This is a genomic window from Pseudomonas sp. AU11447 (genome assembly GCF_001672555.2).
Classification (GTDB): Bacteria; Pseudomonadota; Gammaproteobacteria; order Pseudomonadales; family Pseudomonadaceae; genus Pseudomonas; species Pseudomonas nitroreducens.
On the sequence record NZ_LZDG02000017.1, the window covers coordinates 593,306 to 606,176 of the forward strand.

Here is a 12,871-nt window from a genome sequence, read left to right on the forward strand (position 1 = left end):
GCAGGCAAGAGTTTTTGCCGAGGTGGTGGAATTGGTAGACACGCTACCTTGAGGTGGTAGTGGCCATAGGCTGTAGGGGTTCGAGTCCCCTCCTCGGTACCATATACGAAAGGGCCCGCAGTGCGGGCCTTGTCGTTTCGGAGTTTCGGTTGACCTTCAAGGGGCTCAACCGTATAATTTCGCACCAGCTTTGACGCGGGATGGAGCAGTCTGGTAGCTCGTCGGGCTCATAACCCGAAGGTCGTTGGTTCAAATCCAGCTCCCGCAACCAGTTTGGCAGAGCCCCTTTTCAGGGGCTTTTTGCTAGCTGGACAGTCCGCGCCGCCAGTTCAGGGCGGTCCTTAAGGGATGGGCGTTTCGCCCATTTTTTGTTTCTACAGCATACGCGAGGCGATCAGGTGTCGAGCAAGCTAGAACAGTTGCAGGCCTTGTTGGCCCCTGTAGTAGAAGCGCTCGGCTATGAGTGCTGGGGCCTGGAGTTCATTTCCCAAGGTCGCCATTCCCTGCTCCGGGTTTATATCGACCGTGCGGAAGGCATCCTGATCGACGACTGCGAGATCGTCAGTCGTCAGGTCAGTGGCATCCTCGACGTGGAAGACCCGATCAGTGGCGAGTACACCCTGGAGGTGTCGTCGCCCGGTATGGATCGGCCGCTCTTCACGCTCGAACAGTTCGCCCGCTATGTCGGCGAGCAGGTGAAGATCAAGCTGCGCACGCCCTTCGAACGGCGGCGCAATTTCCAGGGCATTCTCCGTGGTGTGGAGGAGCAGGATGTGGTGGTCCTGGTGGATGACCATGAATACCTGCTGCCGGTCGACTCGATCGACAAGGCCAACATCATTCCCCGATTTGAGTGAGCCGCCAGAGCGCGGATTCCAATGGATTGAAAGGCGAGGCGTACGATGAGCAAAGAAGTACTGCTGGTTGTTGAGTCGGTATCCAACGAGAAGGGTGTACCGCCTGGCGTGATTTTCGAAGCGCTGGAGCTGGCCCTGGCAACCGCGACCAAAAAGCGTTTCGAGGACGAGGTTGATCTGCGCGTGGAAATCAACCGCGCCAACGGCAACTACGAAACCTTCCGTCGCTGGACCATCGTCGAAGACGAGGACTACTCCAATCCGGCGTCTGAACTGACCGTCGAAGACGTGCAGGAAGAGCACCCCGGCATGAAGGCCGGTGAAGTCATCGAAGAGAAGATCGAATCCATCGAGTTCGGCCGCATCGCCGCACAGACCGCCAAGCAGGTCATCGTGCAGAAGGTGCGCGAAGCCGAGCGCGCTCAGGTGGTCGACGCCTACCGCGAGAAGGTCAACGAGATCATCTCCGGCACCGTCAAGAAGGTCACCCGCGACAACGTGATCGTCGACCTGGGCAACAACGCCGAAGCGCTGTTGGCCCGCGACCAGATCATCCCGCGTGAAACCTTCCGCGTCGGCACCCGCGTGCGTGCCCTGCTGAAGGAAATCCGCAGCGAGAACCGTGGTCCTCAGCTGATCCTGTCGCGTACCGCGCCGGAAATGCTGATCGAGCTGTTCCGCATCGAAGTACCGGAAATCGCCGAGCAGCTGATCGACGTGATGGCCGCCGCCCGTGACCCGGGTTCGCGCGCCAAGATCGCCGTTCGCTCCAAGGACAAGCGTATCGACCCGCAGGGCGCCTGCATCGGTATGCGTGGCTCCCGCGTCCAGGCCGTCTCCGGCGAACTGGGTGGCGAGCGTGTGGACATCGTCCTTTGGGACGACAACCCCGCGCAGTTCGTGATCAATGCCATGGCCCCGGCCGAAGTGGCGGCGATCATCGTCGACGAAGATACCCACACCATGGATATCGCCGTTGCCGAAGACAACCTGGCCCAGGCCATTGGCCGTAGTGGCCAGAACGTACGTCTGGCCAGCCAGCTCACCGGCTGGACCCTGAACGTGATGACCGAGGCCGATATCCAGGCCAAACAGCAGGCTGAAACTGGCGACATCCTGCAGCGCTTTGTCGACGAGCTGGATGTCGACGAAGAGCTCGCCCAGGTACTGGTGGAGGAAGGCTTCACCACCCTGGAAGAAATCGCCTACGTACCGATGGAAGAGATGCTCAGCATCGACGGCTTCGACGAAGACATCGTCAACGAGCTGCGCTCGCGCGCCAAGGATCGCCTGCTGACCAAAGCCATCGCCACTGAAGAAAAACTTGCCGACGCACAACCTGCCGAAGACCTGCTCAGCCTCGATGGCATGACCAAAGAGCTGGCCGTGGACCTGGCGCTGCGCGGTGTAACCACCCGTGAAGATCTTGCCGAGCAATCGATTGACGATCTGCTCGACATCGACGGCATGGATGAAGAGCGTGCTGGCAAGTTGATCATGGCCGCCCGGGCCCATTGGTTCGAGTAAGCATTCGCGGCCTGAGGAGAGAAGTGCATGACGCAAGTCACGGTGAAAGAACTGGCCAAGACGGTCGATACGCCGGTGGAGCGCCTGCTGCAGCAGATGCGCGAAGCGGGTCTGCCCCATAACAATGCCGAGCAGGTAGTGACCGACAGCGAGAAGCAAGCGCTGCTGGCCCACCTGAAAGGCAGCCACGGTGATCGCGCGGATGAGCCGCGCAAGATCACCCTGCAACGCAAGACCACTTCGACCTTGAAAGTCGCTGGCAGCAAGACCGTCAGCGTCGAGGTTCGCAAGAAGAAAACCTACGTCAAGCGCGATCCCGAAGAGCTTGAGGCCGAGCGCCAGCGCGAGCTGGAAGAGCAGCGCGCCGCTGAAGAAGCGGTGCGTCTGAAGGCCGAGGAAGAGGCCCGTCAGCGCGCCGCTGAGGAAGAGGCCCGCCGCCAGGCGGATGCCGCTCGCCAGGCTGCTACTACCTCTGCGCCTGCCGCTGCTGCGGTTGCTGCCGACGCCCCGCGCGCCGCGGCTCCTGCTCCGGCTGTGCCGGCCGCTGCTGCTCCTGCTGCGGATGACCGCAAGAAGGAAGAGCCGCGTCGTGTGCCCAAGCGTGACGAGGAAGACGAGCGCCGCGATCGCAAGCATGCCCAGCATCGCCCGTCGATCAAGGAAAAGGAAAAGACCACCGCGCCGCGCGTCGTGCGCAGTGGTGGTGACGACGACGACAGCTTTGGCCGTCGCGGCGGTGGCCGTGGCAAGGGCAAGCTGAAGAAGCGTAACCAGCACGGGTTCCAGAGCCCGACAGGACCGATTGTGCGTGAAGTAAATATCGGTGAGACCATCACCGTGGCCGAACTGGCTGCGCAGATGTCGGTGAAGGGCGCTGAAGTCGTCAAGTTCATGTTCAAGATGGGCACCCCGGTGACCATCAACCAGGTACTCGACCAGGAGACCGCCCAGCTGATCGCCGAAGAACTTGGCCACAAGGTCAAGCTGGTCAGCGAGAACGCCCTGGAAGAGCAACTGGCCGAGTCGCTGAAGTTCGAAGGTGAGGCGGTTTCCCGTGCGCCGGTCGTGACCGTGATGGGCCACGTCGACCACGGCAAGACCTCGCTGCTCGACTATATCCGTCGTGCGAAGGTTGCAGCGGGCGAAGCCGGCGGCATCACCCAGCACATCGGCGCCTACCACGTGGAAACCGACCGCGGCATGGTCACCTTCCTCGACACCCCTGGCCACGCCGCGTTCACCGCGATGCGTGCCCGTGGTGCCCAGGCGACCGACATCGTCATCCTCGTGGTGGCAGCGGACGACGGCGTGATGCCGCAGACCCAGGAAGCCGTGCAGCACGCGAAAGCGGCTGGCGTGCCGATCGTGGTCGCGGTGAACAAGATCGACAAGCCCGATGCCAACCCGGACAACATCAAGAACGGCCTGGCCGCTCTGGACGTGATCCCGGAAGAGTGGGGCGGCGATGCTCCGTACGTTCACGTTTCCGCGAAGCTGGGTACCGGCGTCGACGAGTTGCTCGAAGCCGTACTGCTGCAGGCTGAAGTACTCGAACTCAAAGCTACTCCGTCGGCCCCGGGCCGTGGCGTGGTGGTCGAGTCCCGTCTGGACAAGGGCCGTGGCCCGGTAGCCACCGTGCTGGTCCAGGATGGCACCCTGCGTCAGGGCGACATGGTGCTGGTCGGCGTCAACTACGGCCGCGTCCGTGCGATGCTCGACGAGAACGGCAAGCCGATCAAGGAAGCCGGTCCGTCGATTCCTGTCGAGATCCTCGGCCTGGACGGCACCCCGGATGCTGGTGACGAGATGACCGTGGTCGCCGACGAGAAGAAGGCCCGCGAAGTCGCTCTGTTCCGTCAGGGCAAGTTCCGCGAAGTGAAACTGGCTCGTGCCCACGCCGGCAAGCTGGAAAACATCTTCGAGAACATGGGCCAGGAAGAGAAGAAGACCCTCAACATCGTCCTCAAGTCCGATGTCCGTGGTTCGCTGGAAGCCCTGCAGGGCTCGCTCAGTGGCCTGGGCAACGACGAGGTGCAGGTTCGCGTGGTCGGTGGCGGCGTCGGTGGTATCACCGAGTCCGATGCCAACCTGGCGCTGGCCTCCAACGCGGTGCTGTTCGGCTTCAACGTCCGTGCTGACGCTGGTGCGCGCAAGATCGTCGAGTCCGAAGGCCTCGACATGCGTTACTACAACGTGATCTACGACATCATCGAAGACGTCAAGAAAGCCCTGACCGGCATGCTCGGCAGCGATGTTCGCGAGAACATCCTGGGTATCGCCGAAGTGCGTGACGTGTTCCGTTCGCCGAAGTTCGGCGCGGTCGCCGGCTGCATGGTCACCGAGGGTCTGGTGCACCGCAACCGTCCGATCCGTGTACTGCGCGACGATGTGGTCATCTTCGAAGGCGAGCTGGAATCCCTGCGTCGCTTCAAGGATGACGTCTCCGAAGTTCGTGCCGGCATGGAGTGCGGTATCGGCGTGAAGAGCTACAACGACGTCCGCGTCGGCGACAAGATCGAAGTGTTCGAGAAGGTCGAAGTCGCTCGTACTCTGTAAGGGTATTCGAGCGTGAACGCAGCGCCCGGGCCAGCTAACCAGCTGCCCCGGGCGTTTGCCGCTTTCAGGCCCGGAGCCTCACGGCTCGGGTAAGCAGGTTAGGAAAATGGCCAAAGAGTACAGCCGTACCCAGCGTATCGGCGACCAGATGCAGCGCGAACTGGCGCTGCTGGTCCAGCGTGAAATCAAGGACCCCCGTCTGGGCCTGGTGACCATCACCGGCGTCGACGTGGCGCGTGACCTGTCCCATGCCAAGGTGTACGTCACCGTGATGGGCCAGGACGACAATGCCGAAGTGGTGAAGCAGAACACCAGCATCCTCAACGATGCCGCGGGCTTCCTGCGCATGCAATTGGGCAAGGCGATGAAGCTGCGCACCGTGCCGCAACTGCACTTCAGCTATGACGCCAGTATTCGCCGAGGTGCCGAACTGTCGGCGCTGATCGAGCGCGCAGTGGCAGCCGATCGCCGTCATGGCGGCGATTCCGAGGAGTAAAGCGTGGCCCAGGTGAAACGCATTCGCCGCGCGGTCAACGGCGTGCTGATTCTCGACAAGCCGCGTGGCATGAGTTCCAACCAGGCCCTGCAGAAGGTGCGCTGGCTGCTCAATGCCGAGAAGGCCGGCCATACCGGCAGCCTCGACCCGCTGGCCACTGGTGTCCTGCCACTGTGCTTCGGTGAGGCGACCAAGTTCTCCCAGTACCTGCTCGATGCCGACAAGGCCTACGAGACCGTCGCCCAGCTGGGCGTGACCACCACCACCGGCGATGCCGAGGGCGAGGTCCTTGAACAGCGCGAGGTGACCATTGGTCGGGACGCCATCGAGGCCATGCTGCCGCGTTTCCGTGGCGACATAGAGCAGGTGCCGCCGATGTACTCGGCCCTGAAGAAGGACGGCCAGCCGTTGTACAAGCTGGCTCGTGCAGGAGAGGTAGTGGAGCGCGAGGCGCGTTCTGTTACTATTGCGCGCCTGGATTTGCTCGCCTTCGAGTCGCCCTGTGCGACGCTGGCCGTTTCCTGCAGCAAGGGCACCTACATTCGCACCCTGGTCGAAGACCTCGGCGGCGAGCTCGGGTGTGGTGCACACGTTGCCGCCCTGCGCCGGACCCAGGCCGGACCTTTCCAGCTGAACCAGTCGGTGACGTTGGAGGAGCTCGAGAAAGTCCATGCCGAGGGTGGCAATGAAGCCCTCGACCGTTTCCTGCTGCCGGTGGATGCCGGGCTGGAACACTGGCCGCTGTTGCAGCTCTCTGAGCACAGCGCCTATTACTGGCTGCATGGTCAGCCAGTGCGCGCTCCCGAGATGCCGAAGTTCGGCATGCTGCGGGTGCAGGATCACGAAGGCCGCTTCATCGGAATCGGTGAAGTGGTCGAAGACGGGCGCCTGGCGCCGCGTCGACTGATTCGGTCGTAAGGCCGAAACCGAGGGTGGCTGTCAGCAGGCACGGTCACTCCTCTTATTATGAACACAGGGAGAAGTCCCTGGCCTGTTACCTCAGAGGAAGCCCCATCATGGCACTGAGCGTCCAAGAAAAAGCCCAGATCGTTAACGAGTACAAGCAAGCTGAAGGCGACACCGGTTCCCCGGAAGTGCAGGTTGCACTGCTGTCCGCCAACATCAACAAGCTGCAGGACCACTTCAAGGCCAACGGCAAAGACCACCACTCCCGTCGTGGCCTGATCCGTATGGTTAACCAGCGTCGTAAGCTGCTGGACTACCTGAAGGGTAAGGACACCTCTCGTTACAGCGCCCTGATCGGTCGCCTGGGCCTGCGTCGCTAAGACGGCAAGCCTGAAGTGGGAAGCTGGGAGTCCGGAGTCGATGGGTGGTTCATACCGCTCATCGGCTCTGGCTCCCGGCTTTCTCGCTTTTATAGGGAATGAATTCGGGTCCGACTCCCGCCATTTCCACAATTTCCCCCAAGGCAACTAAAGAGAAGGTAGAGAAACCGTGAACCCGGTAATCAAGAAATTCCAGTTCGGTCAATCGACCGTAACCCTCGAGACTGGCCGCATCGCCCGCCAGGCCACCGGTGCCGTACTGGTCACTATGGACGACGTCACCGTGCTCTGCACCGTCGTCGGCGCCAAGCAGGCCGACCCGACCAAGAGCTTCTTCCCGCTCTCCGTGCACTACCAGGAGAAGACCTACGCAGCTGGCCGTATCCCCGGTGGCTTCTTCAAGCGTGAAGGCCGTCCTTCCGAGAAGGAAACGCTGACCTCGCGCCTGATCGACCGTCCGATCCGACCGCTGTTCCCCGAAGGTTTCATGAACGAAGTGCAGGTTGTCTGCACCGTCGTTTCCACCAACAAGAAGTCCGATCCGGACATCGCTGCCATGATCGGCACCTCCGCCGCCCTGGCGATTTCCGGCATTCCGTTCGCCGGCCCGATCGGCGCAGCCCGCGTTGGTTTCCACCCGGAAATCGGCTACATCCTCAACCCGACCTACGAGCAGCAGCAGAGCTCCAGCCTCGACATGGTCGTGGCCGGCACCTCCGACGCCGTGCTGATGGTTGAATCCGAGGCCGACGAGCTGACCGAAGACCAGATGCTCGGCGCTGTGCTCTACGCACACGAAGAGTTCCAGTCGGTCATCCGCGCCGTTGCCGAGCTGGCTACCGAAGCTGGCAAGCCGACCTGGAACTGGTCCGCTCCGGTCGAAAACACTGCCTTGGTCAACACCATCAAGGCCGAGTTCGGTGCTGCCATCTCCGAAGCCTACACCATCACCATCAAACAGGACCGTTACGCGGCCCTGGGCGCCCTGCGCGACGAGATCGTCGCCAAGTTCGCCGGTGAAGGCGAAGGCCAGTTCCCGGCCGCTGAAGTCAAGGATGTGTTCGGCCTGCTCGAATACCGCACCGTTCGCGAAAACATCGTCAACGGCAAACCGCGTATCGACGGTCGCGACACCCGCACCGTTCGCCCGCTGCGCATCGAAGTCGGCGTACTGGGCAAGACCCATGGTTCCGCGCTGTTCACCCGCGGCGAAACCCAGGCTCTGGTCGTTGCCACCCTCGGCACCGCCCGTGACGCCCAGCTGCTCGATACCCTCGAAGGCGAGCGCAAAGACCCCTTCATGCTGCACTACAACTTCCCGCCGTTCTCGGTGGGCGAGTGTGGCCGCATGGGCAGCGCGGGCCGTCGTGAAATCGGCCACGGCCGTCTGGCACGTCGCAGCGTCGCTGCCATGCTGCCGACCCAGGACGAGTTCCCCTACACCATTCGCGTTGTTTCCGAGATCACCGAGTCCAACGGTTCCAGCTCCATGGCTTCCGTTTGCGGTGCTTCCCTGGCGCTGATGGACGCCGGTGTTCCGGTCAAGGCGCCGGTTGCCGGTATCGCCATGGGCCTGGTGAAGGAAGGTGACAAGTTCGCCATCCTGACCGACATCCTGGGTGACGAAGACCACCTGGGCGACATGGACTTCAAGGTCGCCGGTACCGACAAGGGCGTGACCGCCCTGCAGATGGACATCAAGATCAACGGCATCACCGAAGAGATCATGGAGATTGCCCTGGGCCAGGCCCTGGAAGCTCGCCTGAATATCCTCGGCCAGATGAACCAGATCATTGCCGCTCCGCGTGCAGAGCTGTCGGAAAACGCTCCGACCATGATCCAGATGAAGATCGACACCGACAAGATCCGCGACGTCATCGGCAAGGGCGGCGCCACCATTCGCAGCATCTGCGAAGAGACCAAGGCTTCGATCGATATCGAAGACGACGGCAGCGTGAAGATCTACGGCGAAACCAAGGAAGCTGCCGAGGCCGCCAAGCAGCGCGTCCTGGGCATCACCGCGGAAGCCGAGATCGGCAAGATCTACGTCGGCAAGGTCGAGCGCATCGTGGACTTCGGTGCCTTCGTCAACATCCTGCCGGGCAAAGACGGTCTGGTGCACATCTCGCAGATCAGCGACAAGCGCATCGACAAGGTCACCGACGTTCTGCAGGAAGGCCAGGAAGTCAAAGTCCTGGTTCTGGACGTGGACAACCGCGGCCGCATCAAGCTGTCCATCAAGGACGTAGCCGCTGCTGAAGCCTCTGGCGTATAAGCAAACGGTGAAATGAAAGAGGGCCCCTTGCGGGCCCTCTTTTTTTGCCTTGAGAATGCGACATTCGCCGATCTCGCTCCAAGGATGCCTCGAGATGGACAAGCGTTACTGTCACTACCACAGTGCCCAGCCCGCGACCTGGCATTGCCAGCCTTGCGAGCGCCATTATGGCGACTGCTGCATTCCGCTCAATGCCGACGCGCCGGAGTACGCGCCGTCGTGCCCGTTGTGCCAGGGCCATCTGCGCTACCTCGGCGCGGCGAATACCGCACAACCTTTCTGGGAGCGCCTGCCGAAGTTCTTCGCCTACGGCTTCCAGGTCGGGCCGTTGGCCTTCTGTGCCTTGCTGGCACTGGCCTGCGTGTTCATGCCGCCGATGTTCGTGCTGTGGATCGCCCTGTTCAGCGTGGCAACCAAATACCTGCATAGCGTGATCGAAACGGCGAGTTTTGGCGGCCAGGAAGCTCCAGGCCTGCTCGAAGCCTTCAGCCCCGACAGCCTGCGGACATTCTTCCAGCAACTGGCGGTATTCCTGATCGCCCTGGTGCTGCTGTGGCTGGCGGCCGATTTCCATAGCGAGGCGATCTACTGGGCCGCGAACATCGGCATCATGCTGGTACTGCCGGCGAGCATCATCCGGCTGTCCCTGGACAAGAGCCTGGGGGCCGCGCTGAGCCCCAGCGAAGTGGGGCAGGTGATCGCGGCCATGGGCTGGCGCTACCTGATCCTCTGCGTGTTCCTGTTCATCCTCTGGCAGTCGCCCACTTATGTCGCTTGGCTCCTCTCCAATGGGCTGCCGCGGGTGGTGATGGTCCCGGTGGTGGCAGGCCTGACGGGTTATTTCGCCGTGGTGATGTGCGCCATGATGGGCTATGCCGTGTTCCAGTATCAGGGCGAGCTCGGCTACGTCTCCGCCGGAGAGGACGCCCCGGCCGGTTTCGCCGCGCCGGAATGGCATCGCCGCAAGGCACTGGCCGAGGCGGAGGTACGAGTCAAGGAAGGGCAGACCGGCGCGGCGCTGGAGATCCTCGTCGCGGCACTGCGCGAAGGGCGCCAGGACCTCAAGCTGAACGAGCGCTATCACCAGTTGCTGTTCGCCCTGAACGAGCGTGCGGAATGCCTGAACCACCTGCCGCATTACCTGGGCCTGGCCAGCCGGCTCAACCCGCAATTGGCTGCCAGCGCCTTCCTCAATGCCCGGCAACTGCAGGCGGACTACCTGCCCGAGGACCCGAGCGTCTGCGAACGCATTGCCGAGGTGCTGATCGAGCGCCACAAGGCCCGCGAGGGTCTGAGCCTGCTGCGCAACCTGCACAAGCGCTACCCGGAGTACCCCGGCATTCCCCGCGCCTACCTGATGGCGGCAAGGGCGTTTTCGGAGGAGCTGGGGCAGGTCGAACCCGCCCAGCAGTTGCTGGCTTTCATTCGCCAGCGTTATCCGGCGTTCGAGCAGATGGGCGAGGTGGTGCAGCTTGAGGCCGTGCTGGCGAAGTTGGGCAGAAGCTCAGGCACCTGATCGTGCAACCTGCATGGAGCGCAGCGGCAGACTTTGCAAACTGCAAGCGACTACTGTTTGGTCTATGTTGATAACTTATTGATTAATAAGGTTTTTACTGGAATGGAAAAGCTGGCACAGGGCTTGCCATAGTCCTAGTGCAACTGCAGCCAGGAACGGGCCGCAGTTTTCCAATAATTCAGGAGAAACCGCCATGAAACGTTTCAACAAACTGGCCCTTGCCGCTGCCACCGCAACCGCTCTGAGCTTCTCGTTCGCCAACTCGGTGTTCGCCCAGCCGACGACTCTGGCCGCCAATGACACCGTCCAGAAAACTGAAGAGGCGGTTTCCGACACCTGGATCACCAGCAAGGTGAAATCCAGCCTGATCGCCAACAAGGACATCAGCGGTACCAACATCAAGGTCGAAACCAACAAAGGTGTGGTTTCCCTATCCGGTAACGTGAAAACCGACGCCGAGAAGGAACTGGCCGTCCAGACCGCCAAAGGCATCAAAGGCGTGACCGCTGTATCCGCCGATGGACTGAAGTCGGTCGAGTAAGGCCAAGCCCTTTTTCCACCGATAGCTAGAGGAGGATCGCCATGAACACTGACGTCATCAAAGGCAAGTGGAAGCAGCTGTCCGGCACGCTCAAGGAAAAGTGGGGCAAGCTCACTGACGACGACCTGCAGGCGGCGGACGGACACGCCGAGTACCTGGTAGGCAAACTGCAGGAGCGCTACGGCTGGACCCGCGAAAAAGCGGAAGAGGAAGTCCGCGACTTCAGCCGCCGTCTGTAGCGTTCGTACCCAAGGATGACCCAAGCCCCGCCGGCTACCCGGCGGGGCTTTTTCATGACTGGGTTACGGTGCCAAGTGTTGTTGATAAATCGTCAGTTGGCGCGTCGGATCGGCTTCGGGGTAATGCTGGCGGAGGAAGCGCGACAGCTCGCGTACTGCCTGCAGGTCACCCTTCTGACCCACCTGCTTGGCCAGTTGCAGGGTCAGGCCCGGCAGCAGCTCGGGACGTTGGGCGGAGCGCGTCAGGCGGCGCCAGCTGCTCAGTGCCTGCACGGACTCGTTGCGTTGCAGCAGCTTGCGCAGCAGGTGCAATTGAATGGTTGGATGGGCAAGCAGCCCGGTATCGCTGGCGGCACTTTCTTCAGCCAGCCTGCGCAGCAGTGCGTCGGCTGCCGGCGAAGGAGGCAGGGCAAACAACTGCTTGAGAGTTTCGCTCATCAAGCCCCGGTCCTGCCTCCCCTTGGCTACGCCGTACAGGCGTTCGACCAGCAAAGGTTGTCCCGGAAACTGCCGCAGCAGCTCCGCACCCCGTGCCGCGGCCTGGTCGAGGGCGAAGCGGCCGATTTGCTCATCCAGCGACGCCAGGGCGCGCTTGAAAGGGGCTTCGGGGTCTTCTTTCGCCAGGTACGCCTCGTCGACCGGCATCCGCCCCAGTTTGCGCGGCAGCCAGACGGCGAGGAAGCCGGAGACCAGCCCGCCGATGTGCGCGTAGTAGTTCACATGATCGGCGGCACGGACCAGCCCGAACAGTTCCTTGCCCAGCCACAGCGGCAGGATCCACAGCGCCGGTGCCTTCAGGTAGCCCATCAGCGGCCCGAGCCAGTAGAAGAACTGGATGCGCCGCAGGCCATAGACGCCGATGTACATGCCCATCAGGCCGGAGATGGCGCCAGAGGCGCCGATGCCCGGCACCCAGGACGGATCCAGCGCCCACCACAGCAGGCCCGAGCAGAGGCCACTGAACAGGTAGAGGCCCAGGTACAGGGCACGCCCCAAGGCCGCTTCCAGAGCGAAGCCGAAGATGAACAGGAACACCATGTTGCCGGCCAGGTGCCAGAAGCTGCCATGAAGGAACATCGAGCCGAGCAGGCCCTGGACGGTGAACCGCTCGGGGATGAAGCCGAAGCGCAGGCTGCTGGTCAGGTCGCGGGCGGCTTCGGCTTTCAGGCGCGCGGCCTGCCAGGCGCTGTCCTGCTGGAAGGCCGGCAGTGCACGCAGTTCATGGCCGAACTCCAGGTCCGAGAGAACGAGCCAGGCCAGCTGTTGACGTGGCAGAGCCTCCAGGGCGCGCTGCTGGTCGGCTTCCAGGCGGTCGCGGCGCTCCAGCGAGGCGCTGAACAAGGGGCGTTCATGACCCAGCAGGTCCTGGTCGAGATAGACGCGCACGGCCTCTTCGCGCCGGGTGCTGTCGCCCCCCTGGTAGCCGAAGTAGATCAGGACGTTGATGACGATGAGCAGCAGCGTGATAACGGGAGGCTTTTTCCAGTCCAGCGGATGCTCGGCGGGGACGATGACCATGGCGACCGGTCCTTGGCGCAAGTGGCATGAGTGGCGGCGAGACTAGCACCTCGCCAGCAC

At 62.4% G+C, this 12,871-nt stretch carries 11 protein-coding genes and 2 tRNA genes; 12 read left to right on the top strand and 1 reads right to left on the bottom strand.

The features are described from left to right. Positions 1–16: 16 nt before the first annotated feature. From A6723_RS03360 to A6723_RS03415, 12 genes are all read left to right on the top strand, one after another. A tRNA-Leu gene (locus A6723_RS03360) sits at positions 17–102 on the top strand. A gap of 92 nt (positions 103–194) precedes the next feature. Beyond that, a tRNA-Met gene (locus tag A6723_RS03365) sits at positions 195–271 on the top strand. A 127-nt stretch (positions 272–398) separates the two neighbouring features. Further along, a complete protein-coding gene (gene rimP / locus A6723_RS03370; protein ID WP_024765321.1) occupies positions 399–857 on the top strand; it encodes a ribosome maturation factor RimP in 459 nt (152 codons plus the stop codon). Positions 858–902: 45 nt separating this feature from the next. Continuing rightward, positions 903–2,384, top strand: a complete 1,482-nt coding sequence (nusA, locus tag A6723_RS03375; protein WP_017518943.1) for a transcription termination factor NusA — start codon at positions 903–905, stop codon at positions 2,382–2,384. 27 nt (positions 2,385–2,411) lie between these two features. Continuing rightward, the gene (gene infB / locus A6723_RS03380) at positions 2,412–4,940 is read left to right on the top strand and encodes a translation initiation factor IF-2 (protein ID WP_054910611.1); all 2,529 of its coding nucleotides are present in this window, start codon (positions 2,412–2,414) and stop codon (positions 4,938–4,940) included. 106 nt (positions 4,941–5,046) lie between these two features. Next, positions 5,047–5,436, top strand: coding sequence for a 30S ribosome-binding factor RbfA (rbfA, locus tag A6723_RS03385; RefSeq protein WP_054910612.1), 390 nt, complete (start codon positions 5,047–5,049; stop codon positions 5,434–5,436). A 3-nt stretch (positions 5,437–5,439) separates the two neighbouring features. Beyond that, entirely contained in the window at positions 5,440–6,354 is a 915-nt protein-coding gene (truB, locus tag A6723_RS03390) for a tRNA pseudouridine(55) synthase TruB (protein WP_054910613.1), read from the top strand. Positions 6,355–6,452: 98 nt separating this feature from the next. Further along, positions 6,453–6,722 (top strand): 30S ribosomal protein S15, encoded by a 270-nt coding sequence (gene rpsO, locus A6723_RS03395; RefSeq protein WP_045216763.1) that lies wholly within the window; start codon positions 6,453–6,455, stop codon positions 6,720–6,722. 169 nt (positions 6,723–6,891) lie between these two features. After that, positions 6,892–8,997, top strand: a complete 2,106-nt coding sequence (pnp, locus tag A6723_RS03400) for a polyribonucleotide nucleotidyltransferase (protein ID WP_054910614.1) — start codon at positions 6,892–6,894, stop codon at positions 8,995–8,997. Positions 8,998–9,091: 94 nt separating this feature from the next. Then, a complete protein-coding gene (locus A6723_RS03405; protein WP_054910615.1) occupies positions 9,092–10,513 on the top strand; it encodes a DUF4013 domain-containing protein in 1,422 nt (473 codons plus the stop codon). A gap of 193 nt (positions 10,514–10,706) precedes the next feature. After that, the gene (locus tag A6723_RS03410) at positions 10,707–11,054 is read left to right on the top strand and encodes a BON domain-containing protein (RefSeq protein ID WP_054910616.1); all 348 of its coding nucleotides are present in this window, start codon (positions 10,707–10,709) and stop codon (positions 11,052–11,054) included. A 41-nt stretch (positions 11,055–11,095) separates the two neighbouring features. After that, entirely contained in the window at positions 11,096–11,293 is a 198-nt protein-coding gene (locus A6723_RS03415) for a CsbD family protein (RefSeq protein ID WP_054910617.1), read from the top strand. A 63-nt stretch (positions 11,294–11,356) separates the two neighbouring features. Here the strand turns inward: A6723_RS03415 and A6723_RS03420 are convergent, their stop codons facing one another. Then, positions 11,357–12,811: a rhomboid family intramembrane serine protease gene (locus A6723_RS03420; RefSeq protein WP_054910618.1), complete on the bottom strand. Its 1,455-nt coding sequence runs from the start codon at positions 12,809–12,811 to the stop codon at positions 11,357–11,359. Positions 12,812–12,871: the final 60 nt, after the last annotated feature.